General features: G+C 47.5%; 13 protein-coding genes, 1 pseudogene and 1 CRISPR repeat array (1 of these 15 running past the window's edge). Of the genes and pseudogenes, 3 read left to right on the top strand and 11 right to left on the bottom strand.

Annotation, left to right across the window (positions count from 1 at the left end; translation table 11 throughout):
- Positions 1 to 5972: a CRISPR direct-repeat array (repeat unit 30 nt; unit sequence GTTAAAATCAGACCAAAATGGGATTGAAAC); it reaches 671 nt to the left of the window's first position.
- Between the two features lie 135 nt (positions 5973 to 6107).
- A complete protein-coding gene (locus FZP57_RS05220) occupies positions 6108 to 6842 on the bottom strand; it encodes a hypothetical protein (RefSeq protein ID WP_238337846.1) in 735 nt (244 codons plus the stop codon).
- A 15-nt stretch (positions 6843 to 6857) separates the two neighbouring features.
- The gene (locus FZP57_RS05215) at positions 6858 to 7184 is read right to left on the bottom strand and encodes a YbjQ family protein (protein WP_074359076.1); all 327 of its coding nucleotides are present in this window, start codon (positions 7182 to 7184) and stop codon (positions 6858 to 6860) included.
- A 216-nt stretch (positions 7185 to 7400) separates the two neighbouring features.
- Between FZP57_RS05215 and FZP57_RS05210 the strand changes: the two genes are divergently transcribed.
- Together FZP57_RS05210 and FZP57_RS05205 are read left to right on the top strand one after the other, a co-directional pair.
- Positions 7401 to 7880 (top strand): DUF308 domain-containing protein, encoded by a 480-nt coding sequence (locus FZP57_RS05210; protein WP_084531224.1) that lies wholly within the window; start codon positions 7401 to 7403, stop codon positions 7878 to 7880.
- A gap of 176 nt (positions 7881 to 8056) precedes the next feature.
- The gene (locus FZP57_RS05205) at positions 8057 to 8410 is read left to right on the top strand and encodes a hypothetical protein (RefSeq protein ID WP_074359075.1); all 354 of its coding nucleotides are present in this window, start codon (positions 8057 to 8059) and stop codon (positions 8408 to 8410) included.
- On the opposite strand, the gene FZP57_RS05200 is transcribed toward FZP57_RS05205, so the two are convergent.
- The 4 genes and pseudogenes from FZP57_RS05200 to FZP57_RS05185 form a co-directional block, all read right to left on the bottom strand.
- On the bottom strand, positions 8407 to 8640 hold the full coding sequence (locus FZP57_RS05200) for a hypothetical protein (RefSeq protein ID WP_191216020.1): 234 nt from the start codon (positions 8638 to 8640) through the stop codon (positions 8407 to 8409). The two genes, FZP57_RS05205 and FZP57_RS05200, sit on opposite strands and share 4 nt — an antisense overlap.
- A gap of 41 nt (positions 8641 to 8681) precedes the next feature.
- Entirely contained in the window at positions 8682 to 9137 is a 456-nt protein-coding gene (gene msrB, locus FZP57_RS05195) for a peptide-methionine (R)-S-oxide reductase MsrB (RefSeq protein WP_074359073.1), read from the bottom strand.
- A 151-nt stretch (positions 9138 to 9288) separates the two neighbouring features.
- Positions 9289 to 10214: pseudogene (guaA, locus tag FZP57_RS05190) on the bottom strand (glutamine-hydrolyzing GMP synthase).
- 116 nt (positions 10215 to 10330) lie between these two features.
- Positions 10331 to 10897 carry a GMP synthase subunit A gene (locus FZP57_RS05185; protein WP_191216019.1) on the bottom strand — a complete coding sequence of 189 codons (567 nt, stop codon included), beginning with the start codon at positions 10895 to 10897 and terminating at the stop codon, positions 10331 to 10333.
- Positions 10898 to 10972: 75 nt separating this feature from the next.
- Here FZP57_RS05185 and FZP57_RS05180 point away from each other — a divergent pair, with 75 nt between their 5' ends.
- Positions 10973 to 11116: a hypothetical protein gene (locus FZP57_RS05180; RefSeq protein ID WP_191216018.1), complete on the top strand. Its 144-nt coding sequence runs from the start codon at positions 10973 to 10975 to the stop codon at positions 11114 to 11116.
- Between the two features lie 37 nt (positions 11117 to 11153).
- On the opposite strand, the gene trxB is transcribed toward FZP57_RS05180, so the two are convergent.
- The 5 genes from trxB to vorB form a co-directional block, all read right to left on the bottom strand.
- A complete protein-coding gene (trxB, locus tag FZP57_RS05175; protein WP_074359070.1) occupies positions 11154 to 12062 on the bottom strand; it encodes a thioredoxin-disulfide reductase in 909 nt (302 codons plus the stop codon).
- A 122-nt stretch (positions 12063 to 12184) separates the two neighbouring features.
- Positions 12185 to 14035, bottom strand: a complete 1851-nt coding sequence (gene gatE / locus FZP57_RS05170; protein ID WP_074359069.1) for a Glu-tRNA(Gln) amidotransferase subunit GatE — start codon at positions 14033 to 14035, stop codon at positions 12185 to 12187.
- A 4-nt stretch (positions 14036 to 14039) separates the two neighbouring features.
- Positions 14040 to 15347, bottom strand: a complete 1308-nt coding sequence (gene gatD / locus FZP57_RS05165) for a Glu-tRNA(Gln) amidotransferase subunit GatD (RefSeq protein ID WP_191216017.1) — start codon at positions 15345 to 15347, stop codon at positions 14040 to 14042.
- A complete protein-coding gene (locus tag FZP57_RS05160) occupies positions 15347 to 16789 on the bottom strand; it encodes a 2-oxoacid:acceptor oxidoreductase family protein (protein ID WP_191216016.1) in 1443 nt (480 codons plus the stop codon). The genes gatD and FZP57_RS05160 overlap by 1 nt, the downstream gene beginning before the upstream one ends.
- Entirely contained in the window at positions 16786 to 17841 is a 1056-nt protein-coding gene (vorB, locus tag FZP57_RS05155) for a 3-methyl-2-oxobutanoate dehydrogenase subunit VorB (RefSeq protein ID WP_191216590.1), read from the bottom strand. Before vorB ends, FZP57_RS05160 begins: the two co-directional genes overlap by 4 nt.
- Positions 17842 to 17853 lie beyond the last annotated feature (12 nt).

Genomic DNA, 17853 nt, shown 5'->3' with positions numbered 1-17853 from the left:
GACCAAAATGGGATTGAAACTTGGAAGTATATACATCCAGATAGCAGTGTAGATAGAGTTAAAATCAGACCAAAATGGGATTGAAACTATTTATCACCCATTTTTTTGGTAGATACAAATTTAGTTAAAATCAGACCAAAATGGGATTGAAACAAAAAAGGCGGTGAGTGGACAAGGAGACTTGAAAAGGTTAAAATCAGACCAAAATGGGATTGAAACTAAAACGCCTGGAAATAGCTTATTCATCATAAAGGTTAAAATCAGACCAAAATGGGATTGAAACCTTCAACTCAAGGAATTCATCTATATCAAACCTGGTTAAAATCAGACCAAAATGGGATTGAAACTTCACCGTCTCATCTGGGGCTTCTATGACTAGTTTCGTTAAAATCAGACCAAAATGGGATTGAAACTTTTATCACCGGTCACAACTGTATTTTCCGTTTACAGTTAAAATCAGACCAAAATGGGATTGAAACACTAATATTAGCGGCACCTGCAGCTGCAGTTTTCACGTTAAAATCAGACCAAAATGGGATTGAAACATTTTTTTGTAATAATGTAAATGGGTTTATTTATAGTTAAAATCAGACCAAAATGGGATTGAAACATGCTCGCCATTTCAAGAGTACCGAATCCAGCGATAGTTAAAATCAGACCAAAATGGGATTGAAACCAAAGGAAGTGGGGAAACTCAGCAAATCATTTAAGGGTTAAAATCAGACCAAAATGGGATTGAAACTCTGCGTGAGGCCCCCGGCCGCTCCAATGAGACCGGGTTAAAATCAGACCAAAATGGGATTGAAACTTCGTGTGATGGTATTCGAGTCCTGGGCAGGCTCGTTAAAATCAGACCAAAATGGGATTGAAACCTTCTTCTATTGGGTGATCAGCAGCGTCCCACATAAGTTAAAATCAGACCAAAATGGGATTGAAACTTTAGTGCATATTCAGATACAAGACCCTGTAAGTAGTGTTAAAATCAGACCAAAATGGGATTGAAACCAAAGGAAGTGGGGAAACTCAGCAAATCATTTAAGGGTTAAAATCAGACCAAAATGGGATTGAAACGCGGAACCACCGGCGTACCCAACATCCCCTCAGTGAGTTAAAATCAGACCAAAATGGGATTGAAACGACTTTTTTGATACACAAGATAGGAGTAAAAGGTTAGCGTTAAAATCAGACCAAAATGGGATTGAAACTTGAAGGTTAAGCTGGGTGTTAAGATGTTCAACTGGGTTAAAATCAGACCAAAATGGGATTGAAACTCCAATTACACTACACTTGAATTATATAAATGTGTAGGTTAAAATCAGACCAAAATGGGATTGAAACTTACAAAAATAATGAACACTTTGCACACGTATCAAGTTAAAATCAGACCAAAATGGGATTGAAACCACGCCGGCTGAGGCCAGGGGAGTTATGAAGCAGTAGTTAAAATCAGACCAAAATGGGATTGAAACGTGTACTCAGAGGGTAGGGCCTTAAGCATACTGTCGAGTTAAAATCAGACCAAAATGGGATTGAAACAGGTATGCAGTCACGGGGAGAACTGGACTGGAACCGTGTTAAAATCAGACCAAAATGGGATTGAAACCTGAACACAATAAGTTTAGGTATCCCTAAAAATTCGTTAAAATCAGACCAAAATGGGATTGAAACGCCATGATCGGGGTTCTAGTATGATTGTGGGGTCGCTGGTTAAAATCAGACCAAAATGGGATTGAAACTCAACGCCAAAGTCAAAGCCGTGAGCCTCGCATTAGTTAAAATCAGACCAAAATGGGATTGAAACCCAGATGAAGCCACAGTGAAAGAGAAATTAGACCTCGTTAAAATCAGACCAAAATGGGATTGAAACCGTATAGCCCATATAGTCCATATTTGTCGTACAGGTTAAAATCAGACCAAAATGGGATTGAAACTCACATACTCCACTATCGCTCCAGTCTCATCCACTTGGACCGTTAAAATCAGACCAAAATGGGATTGAAACTTTTTTATGTGGAGCATGTATGAGTATGCTCCACGTTAAAATCAGACCAAAATGGGATTGAAACTCAATAATCTGGATAGTGCAACGGGGGGTTGGGCTTGTTAAAATCAGACCAAAATGGGATTGAAACCTACGAACTTAACGGCGTGTTTTAATGATTCGTCCAGTTAAAATCAGACCAAAATGGGATTGAAACCTATACTAGATGTTGGTGTGGAGCCCTTGATGGATGCGTTAAAATCAGACCAAAATGGGATTGAAACATCCGTGGGTGGCTTCATTCAGGCTGATGAAAGCCTGGTTAAAATCAGACCAAAATGGGATTGAAACGTGCATCTTCTGCAGTGGGAGGATCTCCGTCCGAGGGTTAAAATCAGACCAAAATGGGATTGAAACTTATTTGCACCATTTGCAAGGTCACCACACGATTGGTTAAAATCAGACCAAAATGGGATTGAAACAGGTGCCTGGCCACTGCATCGATGATCCCTGCAAGTGTTAAAATCAGACCAAAATGGGATTGAAACCAGAATCTTGAGGAACGGGCTGGTTATAACCACATAGTTAAAATCAGACCAAAATGGGATTGAAACAATTCTGAACATTTTTTATTTTCTTACTTTGGGTTAGTTAAAATCAGACCAAAATGGGATTGAAACTAACAGACACAGACACAGACATCCTCGAGGAGATCAGGTTAAAATCAGACCAAAATGGGATTGAAACAATATATACAAAAAAGATATATATATAATATTACATGTTAAAATCAGACCAAAATGGGATTGAAACAAAATAAGGCTCAACCTCACCCCACCAACCCCAAAGTTAAAATCAGACCAAAATGGGATTGAAACTTAAAATCCTTTTCAAGGGCATCCAGAACCAATTGTTAAAATCAGACCAAAATGGGATTGAAACGAATCAAGGTCAGTACCCAAATCAATTTTACAACTGGTTAAAATCAGACCAAAATGGGATTGAAACAAGTTCTTAGCGGCGTCGAAGGCCTTCCCAGGGGCCGTTAAAATCAGACCAAAATGGGATTGAAACAGCGACGTAGAATACAAGTTCGTAGTCCCCATTCTCGTTAAAATCAGACCAAAATGGGATTGAAACCGCGATACTCCTCGCGATCTGATCAGCCCTGAGACGGTTAAAATCAGACCAAAATGGGATTGAAACTTTTTTATTCTTAAGTGGGTATGTAGTGGGTATGTAGGTTAAAATCAGACCAAAATGGGATTGAAACTTTTCATTTTATTCATCTCCAAATTCCACTATATTAGTTAAAATCAGACCAAAATGGGATTGAAACATTTCTGTTTCTCATCTACTCTTTTCATCACAAGGTTAAAATCAGACCAAAATGGGATTGAAACTCAATGTTAATAAATTATACTAGAGCACCTAAAAGCAGTTAAAATCAGACCAAAATGGGATTGAAACGCGTAGTAGTTCAGCAGATTGTTCGCCCGCATCATCGTTAAAATCAGACCAAAATGGGATTGAAACGCCTCTTCGCTGGCGCTGCGGGCGGGGCTGGCCTCGTTAAAATCAGACCAAAATGGGATTGAAACGGTGTTCCCTCTGTGAAGGAGCCCCCTGTGACCGTGTTAAAATCAGACCAAAATGGGATTGAAACATGGTGACTTGGAAGGGAAGGCTGTGGTAGTCGGTGTGTTAAAATCAGACCAAAATGGGATTGAAACTCGTAACGTGTTTATATGGCTTGTGCTCCCTGTTTTCGTTAAAATCAGACCAAAATGGGATTGAAACTAGGAAGTTCACGAAATTCTGCACGAACCGCACCCCGTTAAAATCAGACCAAAATGGGATTGAAACGCATCTTGAAGGATCATGTTGACTATCTGGGCCAGGTTAAAATCAGACCAAAATGGGATTGAAACAGGTCATCATGAGAAAAAGAAGGAGAAGGCGCAGATGGTTAAAATCAGACCAAAATGGGATTGAAACCCCTATGGAGGGCGCTCACTTCAACTCTTCTCATTCGTTAAAATCAGACCAAAATGGGATTGAAACCAAGCACGGAGGTGACATCAATGAAAACGAAAAATAGTTAAAATCAGACCAAAATGGGATTGAAACTAAAAACAGAAATAGGTGATAGATATGGTAGAAATAGTTAAAATCAGACCAAAATGGGATTGAAACTCATTTTTTTCACCTTCAAGGAAGTTTTTTTTCATCGTTAAAATCAGACCAAAATGGGATTGAAACCAGGATCTCTTTCATCATTTCCCTTTCACCTCCTTGTTAAAATCAGACCAAAATGGGATTGAAACTGTTACTTTGTTACTTTGTTACTTTTATTAATTTATTGTTAAAATCAGACCAAAATGGGATTGAAACCAAGGTGCATCATGATGAAATACTGGGCAGGAGAAGTTAAAATCAGACCAAAATGGGATTGAAACCAGTTATGGCCTGGAGGAGGGCCTCACGACCCTCGTTAAAATCAGACCAAAATGGGATTGAAACATGAGAGAAACAGAAAGGAAGAGACACGGAAAAGAAGTTAAAATCAGACCAAAATGGGATTGAAACGGAACCCAGACGGGGAAGAAACACTCATCCGCGTCAAGTTAAAATCAGACCAAAATGGGATTGAAACGCCTCTCTATCGTCTTCGTTTTCATTGATGTCACCTCCGTGTTAAAATCAGACCAAAATGGGATTGAAACTATCTATCACCTACCGTTTTGATGTGGTTGTTTCCAAGTTAAAATCAGACCAAAATGGGATTGAAACAAATTTGCCAAATTGAACAGTTGTAAAATTGATTCGGTTAAAATCAGACCAAAATGGGATTGAAACAACGTAGCAGTGACATAGTACTACACCACTGCCAGGTTAAAATCAGACCAAAATGGGATTGAAACTGTAGTCGCTATTGAAATGCGACAGGCTGAAAAACAAGTTAAAATCAGACCAAAATGGGATTGAAACTTAGTATCTACCCTTTTCTATCATATCTAATGTGTGTTAAAATCAGACCAAAATGGGATTGAAACGGTATGATTATTATTATGGTGATAGGTTTAGTAATGCGTTAAAATCAGACCAAAATGGGATTGAAACTGAAACGAATACAATTGTTCACATTGAACCGTGTAGTGTTAAAATCAGACCAAAATGGGATTGAAACGATGATATCCGTGATGATGATGAGTTCCTCCGCAGGGTTAAAATCAGACCAAAATGGGATTGAAACTACCTTCCTCGCCAGCGCTGAATATGATATGGTCCTGTTAAAATCAGACCAAAATGGGATTGAAACTTTTCCTTCTTGAAGAGGTTGTAGCGGCGTTGCATGTGTTAAAATCAGACCAAAATGGGATTGAAACACACCACCTCTATCCTATCTCTTTTTCAGCGTATCAGTTAAAATCAGACCAAAATGGGATTGAAACTAGAGGTATTGGCGTGTTTTCACGCCTTTATACTCGGTTAAAATCAGACCAAAATGGGATTGAAACATTTCGACCCCTCCATCACCTACAAGGTGATCCGGACGTTAAAATCAGACCAAAATGGGATTGAAACACCTGATAAACAACAGGAACCGGCAGATCAAAGCACCCGTTAAAATCAGACCAAAATGGGATTGAAACTGATGTACTTGTCATAGGATAGCCGGGAACTGTAGAGTTAAAATCAGACCAAAATGGGATTGAAACCCTCTTGTAGGAGGTCTCTACACCTTTCGTAATATGGTTAAAATCAGACCAAAATGGGATTGAAACGCATCCATGATTTTCTCTACAGCTTTTTCCATCTCAGTTAAAATCAGACCAAAATGGGATTGAAACACGCACAACCATCCACGACGAAGAAGGAAACCGGATAACCGTTAAAATCAGACCAAAATGGGATTGAAACTAGAGTAGGAGCCATGGGAGGAAGTCTTTGCCTTTCTGTTAAAATCAGACCAAAATGGGATTGAAATTTAGTTCGCTATACCGTTCTATTACGAAGATATCCTTCTGTAATTATACATCTTCATGAACTACCACTGCAGTTCCTGTGGCAGTCACTATAACAGCACTCCCCTGCAGTCCACCAACAGAGACATGGTCTATTATCACTTCAACAACGGCATTGGCGCCCTTGATGCAGCCCTATCAAGCATCACAGAGATGGCATCTCTACGCGCCTCCGTCAGTTTGAACCTGTTCTGGGAGGGTGGTTCAATGATCCTCATGAGGTTTGCGAACCTCCCCTCATACCTCACCTCTTCAGCCACGGCTTCACCGGCTACAAGACCCAGATAACTCTTTATCTTGTCCCCGTTCACACCAGGAACAGATACCAGAGGCATTTCCATCCAAAGATCATCCAGACCCTCAGTAACGCTATGGGGACCTGTTTCAGGAGCCTTAATCAACCCGAGTCTTCCTAAAAATTGTATTAACCTGTATACGCTGCCTTTGAAGGTCACAATGAGAACGTAATTTACCAGTGTGGGGAATGCTGCCTGCAGAGTCAGTACTATGGCGATTAATGTGATCAGACTCAGTGTAACGGGTTCCTTTGTGGGGTCAATGCGCGTGGCAGGGATGAACCATCCATACAGGTTGATGATGATGAAGATTAGAAGTGCGCTTATCGCCCCGGTACTCCTCCCGTACTTTTCCCGGGCTATCATGGTTTCGATGAACCCTGCAAGAAGAGGGGATATGATGTACATGATGTTGAATCCAAAGATAACAAGGCCCCAGATGATGCAGAGGTAGGCTGAGATGAACCCTGCAAGAAATCCGAGGATAACAGCTGCAAGCCCCCATCTCTTTTCAATCAAGACCCCTAAACTGGCCATGGAGTCACCCCTGCATCAGTCCCTGTGGGAAACCGCCGTCCCTGTGATGGTTACGAGTATAGTGTTCCCCATGGTACCCCCAAGGTTATGATAGGTCACGCGGGTCCCGATGACCGCAGTGGCACCCATATCCTCAGCCTTCCTGGCCATGCTCTCCATTGCAATTCTCCTGGCGGCTGCAAGTTCCTCCTCATACCTGGAGGTCCTCCCACCCACAACGTCCCTCACCCCGGAGAACATGTCCTTGTAGAGGTTTGCACCTATGAGGGCGTCTCCGGTTACAAGGCCATGATATCGGGTTATCTTTTTACCCTCTATGGTGGGTGTTGTCAGTATCAGCATATGATCCTCCCTTTACTCAGAATAAATGTTTATATTCTATCATGGTCCCTATATAAGAATTTTATACTTTTCTGACAAAATATAAATATTACCATGATTATATAATTAATATAGGACATCATTATATCATGGGGGTGGTGGATGATACGAGGGATGGATCCTTCTGGTGGTATACTGGAGTTGATTTTCCTATCTGAATTGAAGGGGGTGTAGGTTTTGCAGAAGAATGCTGCTGCACTGTTAATGGTGCTTCTGGGTCTCATAATACTGGCTTTCCCACTGCTCGGTATTGTTCCATTCAGTCTGATAAGTGGATTCATAGTACTCATGGTTGGTATCGGTCTCATGCTGGCCGGAATAGCTGAGATGGGTGAAAGTGCAGGTTTAGGTATACTGGAGCTTGCCCTGGGCCTCATAGCCCTTATAATCGGTCTTGGCTTCATATTCAACCCTGCCCTGTTCAGCTGGCTCATCGGATTCCTTGTCTGGATTGTGGGGCTTCTCATCATAGTTGCGGGTGTAGGTGCTGCTGTCACAGGATCCGCAGGTAGCAGATGGAATGGGGTTATAGCCATAGTAATAGGTCTCATATACATAATTGCAGGGACTTTCCTTGCCAACCCGCTTGTTCTGGGGACCCTTATAGGTTTATGGCTTATAATCAATGGTGCAGTCATGTTCATGGCCCGGGACTGAACCATGAACCTTTTTTATATTTTTTTAGAGTAACCGGTTTTCAGAGGAGGATGATCCCTTCCCGGCATCAATGGAAGTATTGTTGTGGAGTATCCTTTTATTTGGTTGTATGAGGATATCAAGCATAATGAATTGCTATATCACAATGGAAATATGATAATGAGGGGTGCTTTCACTTGTATTCGAAGAGGATGGAGAGGAATGTCCAGAGGATAGGTTACGCTGTAAACAGATTCAGGGGGAACCTTCTTCTTATAAGGGGAGGTACGGATCCTGAGGAAGTCAGGGATGAGTTTGCTGAGGTTGAACGCATCCTGAGGGATGTTTATGTGGATATAATGAATGAAACACCTGACCCTGGACTTGAAGGTATCCATAGAAAGATCCTTGAAGCTGCAGGGACCTATGTTGAGGCTGTTGAGGAGTTCATGAAGTTCTATGATGAACATGATGATGATCACTTCGTATACTCTGGCCTGAAAATAAATGAGGCGAATGAGCTCCTGAATCAGGCGGCTGCAATGTTCTAATCCTTTATAAGTTTTAAGTAGATTACCTCTATGAGCCTGCCGTAGATCCATGGTACGAGGATAAAGAGCAGTATCCCCACGGCCCCTGTAACCACGCCGGCGAACCATTCAGGACGGAGTCCTGAACTGTAATTTCCGGTTATTGATGTCAGGGTGTTCACGGTCCCCGTTATTATGGCGAATACCAGTCCAGCCACCCAGTACCTTCCAAAGTGTTCTCCAGGTCCCATTTAAATCACGGATTTCATTTTTTTTTCATTTTACAGGCCTTTCAGTGCACCTGGTTTCTTGGAATGAACTTCAGGGCCGCGGAGTTCATGCAGTACCTCTTCCCTGTGGGTTCAGGTCCATCATCAAAGACGTGCCCGAGGTGAGCACCGCACCTGGCACAGAGGACCTCGCAGCGCACCATCCCCAGGCTGAGGTCCTTCCTGAGTTCAACATTGTGAGGGGATATCACATCATAGAAACTCGGCCAGCCGGTCCCTGAATCAAACTTGGTCTCTGAGTCAAAGAGGTCCGTGCCGCAGCATATGCACCTGTAGATACCATCACCATGGAAGTCATGGTACTCACCTGTGAATGGTGGTTCTGTGCCGCCGCACCTTGCAACACGGAAGGCTTCAGGGTCGAGGATCTCACGCCACTCATCCACTGGGAGTTCAATCCTTTCAACCATCTCAACCCTGTTCCTGGCTGCAGAGAATATCGGGATTTTTTCTTGCATATATTAATTTAGGCCCTCAAAGTATATAATTTAATAAGCAGTGCCTGCGGGTTGATGGCAGTTAAACTTAACCACCATCCTTCAAGGTAAAACCGGGACTTCGGCCATAATAAAATAAATTATGGATTAAGATATAAGAGCCGCGAGCTCTTCAGGCAAATTCAATGGTGCTCGGTGGCTTATCACTTACAGAGAGCGCCACATGGGTTACCTCCGGTATCTCGGCGGTTATACGTTTTGAGATTGTTTTTATAAGGTCCCAGGGGAGTTCAGGGACGCTTGCAGTCATGGCGTCAAGGGATTCAACCATCCTTATAACCACAAGGTATCCGAAGTCCCTCACATCCCCCTTAACACCTGTGACCATCGTATCGGTGAGGACGGCGAAGTACTGCCACAGGCTCTCATGGAGGCCGCTACCTACAACCTCCTCCTCAACGATGGCATTGGCCCTCCGGCATATCTCGATCTTCTCCCGGGTTATCTCACCCACTATCCTCACTGCAAGTCCCGGACCTGGGAAGGGTTGCCTCCGGATCATCTCCTCTGGAAGTCCAAGTTCAAGTCCTATCTCCCTGACCTCATCCTTGTAGAGCTCCCTTATGGGCTCCACAATCTCAAGGACCAGTCCATGGGGAGGGCAACGTTGTGGTGCGACTTTATCTGACCCTCACTCTCAATCCAGTCAGGGGCTATGGTGCCCTGGACAAGGTACTTTGCCCCTATCTCCTCGGCGACCCTCTCAAAGACCTCTATGAACACCCTCCCGATTATCTTACGCTTCTCCTCGGGGTCCGCGACTCCTTCAAGCTCCCTGAGGAACTCATCGGAGGCGTCAATGTAGCGGAAGTTGAGGCGCTCACTGAAGGTCCTCTTCACGTAATCTGCCTCACCTTCACGTAGCAGTCCGTGGTCAACGAATACTGCTGTCAGGTTGTCTCCAATGGCCTTACCTGCAAGTACTGAGGCCACCGAACTGTCAACCCCTCCTGACAGGGCTATTATAGCCTTTTCATTACCAACTGTTTTCCTTATCTCTTCTACCGCTTCCTCAATAAAATCAGACGGATTCAGCATGAATATCACCGATAAAAATGATTTATATAATATTGGATCTGGTGATATTTATATTATGAATGTTTTTCCATGATCCGGAATTCAATAAAAAATGAGGTGTCTGCAGGTAAGTGGGTTCATTCACCTTTAAGGGAGCTGCAGACTTCATGGAAGTTCTCAAAGACCATGTGGCCGTTCTCTGTATGGTGGACCTCGGGATGGAACTGTATACCATATACAGGCTTTTCATGGTGCTTCATGGCCTCAACATTACATATACTGGACCTTGCAAGGACATCGAATTCCAGGGGGAGCCTTCTGACCTCATCCCTGTGGGATGCCCATACATTCATCCTCGGGCCGAGACCCCTGAAGATGTTATCCTCGTCAAGTATCTCGATTTCTATGCGGGCGTAGCTCTCTGCCTCGGCCGTTGCAACCTCTCCCCCGTAGGCCTTTGCAATGAGCTGGTGTCCAAGGCATATACCCAGGATGGGGATTTCAAGTTCCTGGATGTACTCCACACAGTTACCTGACCTTTCAAGGGACGGACCCCCACCCAGTATCAGGCCCACTGGATCCCTTGAAATGATCTCATCAAGGGGGGTTGTGTTGGGTACAAGCTCCGAGGGTATGCCCAGGTATCTCAGTGTCCGGTGTATCCTGTGATTGTACTGGCCATGGTTATTGATGATGAGTATCATGCATATTCTCCTAATTAATGGTTTTAGAGTTCTTAACCTGAAAATTATTTATAATGAATCATCTAATTAAGTATTATGGAGTCTGCTGATATAATCTACATCGTGGTGGCGGTGGTACTTGCTGTTGTGGCTTTCTATGTACTTATATGGATCCTCCCTGTTATAGTCATCCTGATAATTGCATATATCATCTACCTCTTTCTCAGGGACCGTGATTAGTGCTGATAGGTGCTGAGGGCGTTTGAGGGGGCTCTGTTCAGTACTTCTGTATCTCCCTGTAGGCATAGGTTGCTGCAACTGCACCCTCTGCACAGGCCGTGATCCACTGGTTGAGGCCGCCGGTTATGTCGCCTGCGGCGTAGACCCGTGGAATGCTGGTCCTCTGGAATTTATCCGTTATGATGTAGCCGGCGTCATCCACCTTAACCCCCATGTCCACTGCAAGCTGGTTGATGGGTTCCTCACCTATCGCTATGAATATCCCGTCAACCTCCAGCACAGTATCCTCGCCGGTGACCCTGTTGTGGATTACAACCTCCTCAACCCTGTCATGGCCCCTTATCTCCTTTACAACGGAGTTCCAGATTACAGGTATTTCCATTTCCTTCAGCTTTTCCTGCAGGTACCTGTCAGCCCTTAACTCATCCCTTCTGTGGACTATGCTGACGTCGCAGCCTATGTTCTTTAGAAAAACAGCTTCCTGGGCTGCGCTGTTACCCCCACCGACCATCAGCACCTTCCTGTCCTTGTAAAGGGGGCCGTCACATGTTGCACAGTAAGAGACTCCCCTCCCGAGGAGGTCGTTCTCACCAGGAACCCCCAGCTGCCTGTGTTTGCTTCCAGTTGCAAATATCACTGCATCTGCAGTGTATTTCTCCCTTGATGTCTCCACACTGAAGACATCATCCCGGTCCACCCTGTAGACTTCCTCCATCTCCCTGAGCTCAGCGACCTTCGTTGCCTGTTTTTTCATTTTGGTAACGAGGCTCATACCGGCTATCATCTCAAAGCCAGGGTAGTTCTCCATCATGTGGACCTCAAGGCCAAGTCCACCTGCGGGTCCCTTATCAAGCATCAGCACACTGCTGCCCTGCCTTCCACCGTATATCCCTGCGGTAAGACCTGCAGGTCCAGCACCAATAACGATTATATCATAGTGGGTCATGGGATTCACCTTATATCAGTATCTCTCTTTCATGTTTTCTGTATGTCTGCCAGTATCCTTTCCGTTAATTTACCCATATCAGTATCTCTCTTTTAGGGTATAAAATAAATTGGGGGGATGGTTCAGAGCCTCTCCTGGATCTTCTCCCGGAGTATCCTGTTAACCATCTGCCCGTCGGCCCTTCCACGGAGCCGGCCCATGGCCTGCCCCATGAGTGGCCCCATGGCACCCATACCCCTCTCGGAGATCATATCATGGTTGGCCTCGATGATCTCATCTATAACTGACTCAACCTCCTCCTGACTGAGGAGTAGCAGGTTCAGCCTCCCTGCAGCCTCCTCTGCAGCGGTTCCTTCATCTGCCATTGAGGCTATTATGTCCCTGAGGGCGTCCTTTGATACCTTACCGTCCTCCAGGAGTTTAAGGGCGTCCTCCAGGTCCACGGAGTCAACGTCATGCCCTTCCCTCCTGAGCTCCCTGAGGGTGTAGGCGAGCAGGGATGCGATGACGGTCCTGTCAACCCTGAACCGGCAGAGGGACTCGAAGTCCTCCACAAGGTTTCGTCTGACGAGCTGGGATGCGAGGTCATCACTTAACCCGTATTCCCTCATTATACGCTCCTTCTTCTCTGATGGCAGCTCGGGAAGGTTATCCCTCACCCTTTCAACGAATTCCGGTTCTATCCTGAATAGGGGTATGTCTGTTTCAAGGTACATCCTGCTTGATGTGGGAAGCGGCCTGAGGTACTGGGTGTTCCCATCGGAGAGGGCCTTCCTTGTCTCCTCAGGGACTCCCTTGATGGCAATCTCAGCACGCCTTATAACCTCCCTGAGGGCCTCCTCGGCCTTGTCACGGTCATGGGCAACCAGGACCACTGCGTCATCATCGGAGGCTTTCAGTTCTCTCCGGAGCTCCTTAACTTCATCCTCGCCTATCCCGTAGGCAGGGAGTTCATCGGTGTGGAATATGCCGCTAACACCCCTCTTTTTGGCATAGTCCGCCATCTCGGTTCCGAGGCGTCTTCCAGGCTGCAGTTCGGTTCCTATGATACCATCAAAGCCCCTGAGTTTAACAGCAAGGACAGACTCTGCTGAGGATATTATCCTTGATTCGGTGTCCCTGAATACTCCTGAAACATCATGGATTTCATCCAGGACCTCGGCACTCCTTTCCTGGAGTTTTCTGCTTATCTCGACGAGTTTCAGCTGCCTCTGAACCTCCCTTTCAACGATTTCAGGTATGAGGTCAAGGTCCTGGACACCCTTCACCTCCACCCTTGCACCGTCCCTTATGGATATGTTGAGGTCCTGCCTTATGGTCCCCAGGCCCCTCTTGACCCTGGTGCTTCTGAGGATCTGTCCTATCTGGTAGGCGACGTCCCTTAGCTGGTTGGGGTCCCTTATTGAGGGGTCGGTTGTTATCTCAACCAGGGGTATCCCCAGGCGGTCCAGTCTGAAGACCACGCCGTCCTCTGTTTCCATGATCCTCCTTGCAGCGTCCTCCTCGAGGCAGAGGTTCTCTATCTTCACACGTCCCCTAGGGGTCTCGAGGTGGCCGTCTGTTGCAACAAGACCTGTCCTCTGGAAGCCCCCGGTGTTGCTCCCATCGATCACCTGCTTCCTCATGGTGTGGAACTCATCAACAACCCTCATTTTAAGGAGGAGGGCCACGGTGACTGCGATTTCAAGGGCCTCCCTGTTGAGGGGGTGAGGTGGTTCCTCATCAGCCTCAACGAGACATGTGCCATCATTGTAGTTTTCATAGTGGAAGTGGAGCTTCCTCATGGCCTCCTCGAAGGCTGCCCTGTCAAATTTTCCAAGTTCACTCTGGGTTGGCCTCAGGTTCCTCTCTATTATATGGTCCGGTTCGGTGTCCATGAGTTCTGTGGGGCAGGGGCAGAAGAGTTTGGATTTACTGTCAAGCTGCTGGTGGATTTCAAGGCCCATCTTGAGTCCGATTTTCTCCCAGTCCACATGATCACCCCCTGAAGTAGGCTATGGAGGATCTATCCTGGAGTTCCCCTGCCATGTTCTTCATCATCATTTCCCTTACCTCATACTGGTCGTCTGTCTGTCCGAGGACCCAGCACATCTTCACGTAGGCCACCTCCGGGAGCATGTCACCGCAGGGTATAACACCGGCACCAAGAAGCCTGCGGCCTGTACTGTAGACGTTCATGTTAACCCGCCCGTTGAGGCACTGGGAGGTCATTGCAACGGGGACTCCCCTGCTCTGGGCCTCCTCAAGGACGGGTATCAGGCTGTCGGGGCAGTGGCCGAGGCCGGTGCCCTCCACTACGATCCCCCTGTAGCCGTCTTCAAGGTACCATTCAATTATCTCGGGCTGTATGCCGGGGTAGCTCTTTATGAATGCCACCCTTTCTTCAATCCTGTCCATGATTTCGGGTTCCTCCGAGCTCCTTTCACGGTAGTTTCCATCGATTACCCTGATCTCATGGGGTGATACCTCTGCAAGGGGGAGTGAGTTTATGCTCCTGAAGGTGTCCCTCCTTGATGTGTGCATCTTCCTTGCCCTGACCCCCCTGTGGAGGTGGCAGGTCCTGTCATCCATGGTTGCATGCATGCAGAGGGTTACTTCGGCAATATCTGACGCAGCGGCCCTCACAGAGCACTGTATGTTGAGGGAGGCGTCCGATGATGGCCTGTCAGAGCTCCTCTGGGCCCCTGTGAAGACCACCGGGACCGGGGTTTTGAGGATGAAGCTGAGGGCTGCTGAGGTGTAGTGCATGGTGTCTGTTCCATGGGCGACCACAACTCCATCTGCACCATCCCTGATCTCCCTGAAGACGGCCCTTGCTGTTTCAACCCAGTACTCTGGTTTCATGTTTTCACTGAGGATGTTGAAGACGGCCCTGCCCCTTATGTTGGCGGTGTCCAGGAGTTCGGGGTTTGCCCTCAGGAGGTCATCGGCGGTGAAGGCGGGGTGCACGGCACCGGTACGGTAGTCTATTATGGATGCAACGGTACCACCCGTTGATATGATTGATATGTCAGGGAGTTCCGGGTTTTCGGTCACCTCAAGGGGCGGGAGCTCGATCTTCGGCGCGGAACCCCTTTCGAGGAGTTCTATGCTGGCGTCGCTGATCTCGACTCCGATGTTGTATCCGCTCCTGAGTTTCAGGACTATGTGCCTGTCGTCGGCATCATCTGCACGGTCCAGTACCATGCCCTCGTAGGTGACATCTGGTTTCTTTATCCTTACGGTGTCTCCGACCTCCACTGAGGCCGATTCAAGGAATCTTTTCGCTTCTCCATGGTAGACCATCAATCAGCACCCCCACTTTCAATGTTTTCCCTGGCCCATTCTGCTCCTGCTTCGAGGATTTTGAGGTTCATATCTATGATTCTGTCCTTTCCTGAGAATGTGAATCTTATGGCGTCCCTGAATGAGTCTTCATCCAGTCCTGTGAGGTCCATGGCCATCAGCACCCCGAGCATGACGGTGTTGGCGGCCCTTACGGTCCCACCATCCTTCGCTATCCTCAGGGCAGGCACCCCTATGGCCCTGACGTTCTCAGGGCCGGTGAATTCCACCGTTGTTGAGTCATAGATTATCACTCCCCCCTCACGGACTTCCCCTCTGAACTCCTCGAGGGAGGGCTGGTTGAAGGCGATGAGGACGTCGGGTCTGTCGACTGCAGGTGAACCTATCCTTTCACCTGATATCACGACACCGCAGCTTGAGGTACCTCCCCTCTGTTCGGGTCCATAGGCAGGGTACCATGATACGTGTCTTCCCTGGCTGCAGGCTGCCTGTGCAAGGGTGAGGCCCATGCTGAGGACTCCCTGACCCCCGAAGCCGGCGATCTTAACCCGGACCTCAGGGAATTCAGGGTCGTCCACGGGGTCGGGCACCGAGTCCTCATGGATCTGGAATATCTCATCAAGCCTCTCCTTTGAGAAGTCACTCTCCGCCCTATGGAGGGGTTCTGTTTCCCTTGAACGGTCCCTGAAGTTCTTAACAGGGAATTCCTTTTCCATTTCCTCTTTTATGAACCTTTCAGCCCCCTCGGCGTCCTGTCTCAGGTTTGTCGGGCAGGGCGCGAGCACCTCAACGAATGCGTAGCCCTTACCATCCCTCTGGATTTCAAGGGCGCGCTTAACAGCCCTTTTAGCCTTCCTTATGCTCTTTATGTCTGCAAGGGACACCCTTTCAATGAATACCGGTGCCTGGAGGTTGTCGAGGAGTTCGCACATGTGGAGGGGGTAACCTGCATAACGGGGGTCCCGGCCACCGGGGCATGTTACCGTGACCTCACCGACCAGGGTTGTGGGTGCCATCTGGCCCCCTGTCATCCCGTAGACCGTGTTGTTGACAAAGAAGACGGCCAGTTTCTCGCCGCGGTTAGCGGCCTGTATGGTTTCATTGAGTCCTATGGATGCAAGGTCCCCGTCGCCCTGGTAGAGTATGACGACAGCATCATCCTCTGCGCGTGATATTCCTGTCCCGACGGCGGGTGCGCGTCCATGGGCTACCTGGACGTTTCCACAGTCAAAGTAGTAGTAGGCGAAGACCGCGCACCCCACGGGGCTTATCATTATGCTGCGTTCCTGTATCCCCAGTTCATCAATCGCCTCTCCTATGAGCTTGTGAAGTATGCCGTGGCCGCAGCCTGCGCAGTAGTGGGTTGCTGTCGGGGCGCTTCCACCCTTCCTTTCAAAGACTTCATGGAGCGAGTCAGGTTTCCTGATGACCCTGTCCTTCATCTTCTATCCCCCGCAACTTTTCGGATCTTCTCAAGAACGTCCTTCAGTTCAATCATGTTACCGCCCATCCTGTTCACGAGTTCAACGTCCCTGCAGCCGGAGGCCATTTTAATGTCTTCCCTCATCTGACCGCTGCTCATCTCAACGGATATGAAGCTGCAGTTTCTCTCTGCAAGTTCAGCTATCCTTTCTGATGGGAAGGGGAAGAGCGTGATGGGCCTCAGGAGCCCGGCCCTTATACCCTCTGACCTTGCAGTGTCAACTGCGGTCTGGGAGACCCTGCTGCTTATACCGTAGGATACAAGGACTATCTCTGCATCATCCAGGAGGTATTCCTCGTACCTGACCTCCTTTTCCTCTATCTCACCGTACTTCCTCTGCAGACGGAAGTTGAACTCTTCAAGTTCATCGAAGTCAAGGAATATTGATGTGACCAGGTTCTTCATGGTCTCCCTGTTACCGCAGACAGCCCAGGATGTGTCTGGTTCATGTTCAACCGCCCTCTCCGGGAAACGGAGGGGTTCGGCCATCTGGCCCAGGACAGCGTCTGCCAGGACCACGGCAGGGTTCCGGTATCGGTCTGCAAGTTCAAAGGCCTCCATTGTCAGGTCACACATCTCCTGTACACTGTTTGGGGCCAGGACTATGTTCCTGTAGTTCCCGTGTCCCCCGCCCTTCACCAGCTGGTTGTAGTCTCCCTGTTCAGGGCCGATGTTACCGAGACCTGGACCTGCACGCATCACATCAACTATCACTGCAGGAAGCTCCGCGCCTGCAAGGAATGATATTCCCTCCTGTTTGAGGCTTATACCGGGACCTGAGGATGCTGTCATGACCCTGTGGCCTGCTGCTGCGGCACCGTAGACCATGTTTATGGCGGCCTCCTCTGATTCTGCCTGGACGAATTTACGCCCGACCATGGGGAAGTACCTTGAGGCTTCATGGAGTATCTCGCTTGCGGGTGTTATGGGGTATCCGAAGTAGCAGTCGCAGCCTGCGTACATGGCACCTATGATGACTGCGGTGTTGCCCTTAACCATCTGTGTTGCCATCATCACACCTCT

The sequence above is a fragment of the Methanothermobacter sp. THM-1 genome (assembly GCF_009914355.1).
Classification (GTDB): Archaea; Methanobacteriota; Methanobacteria; order Methanobacteriales; family Methanothermobacteraceae; genus Methanothermobacter; species Methanothermobacter wolfei.
The sequence above is the reverse complement of the archived record's forward strand: the minus strand, read 5'-3'. Positions and strand labels throughout refer to the sequence as shown.

Excerpts from the sequence above, each read along its gene's own strand:
- trxB (WP_074359070.1), bottom strand. The coding sequence starts at position 12,062 with ATGACCCACTATGATATAATCGTTATTGGTGCTGGACCTGCAGGTCTT.
- FZP57_RS05160 (WP_191216016.1), bottom strand. The coding sequence starts at position 16,789 with ATGAAGGACAGGGTCATCAGGAAACCTGACTCGCTCCATGAAGTCTTT.
- FZP57_RS05220 (WP_238337846.1), bottom strand. The coding sequence starts at position 6,842 with ATGGCCAGTTTAGGGGTCTTGATTGAAAAGAGATGGGGGCTTGCAGCT.
- FZP57_RS05180 (WP_191216018.1), top strand. The coding sequence starts at position 10,973 with ATGGAGTCTGCTGATATAATCTACATCGTGGTGGCGGTGGTACTTGCT.
- FZP57_RS05215 (WP_074359076.1), bottom strand. The coding sequence starts at position 7,184 with ATGCTGATACTGACAACACCCACCATAGAGGGTAAAAAGATAACCCGA.
- FZP57_RS05185 (WP_191216019.1), bottom strand. The coding sequence starts at position 10,897 with ATGATACTCATCATCAATAACCATGGCCAGTACAATCACAGGATACAC.
- vorB (WP_191216590.1), bottom strand. The coding sequence starts at position 17,841 with ATGGCAACACAGATGGTTAAGGGCAACACCGCAGTCATCATAGGTGCC.
- msrB (WP_074359073.1), bottom strand. The coding sequence starts at position 9,137 with ATGCAAGAAAAAATCCCGATATTCTCTGCAGCCAGGAACAGGGTTGAG.
- FZP57_RS05200 (WP_191216020.1), bottom strand. The coding sequence starts at position 8,640 with ATGGGACCTGGAGAACACTTTGGAAGGTACTGGGTGGCTGGACTGGTA.
- gatD (WP_191216017.1), bottom strand. The coding sequence starts at position 15,347 with ATGGTCTACCATGGAGAAGCGAAAAGATTCCTTGAATCGGCCTCAGTG.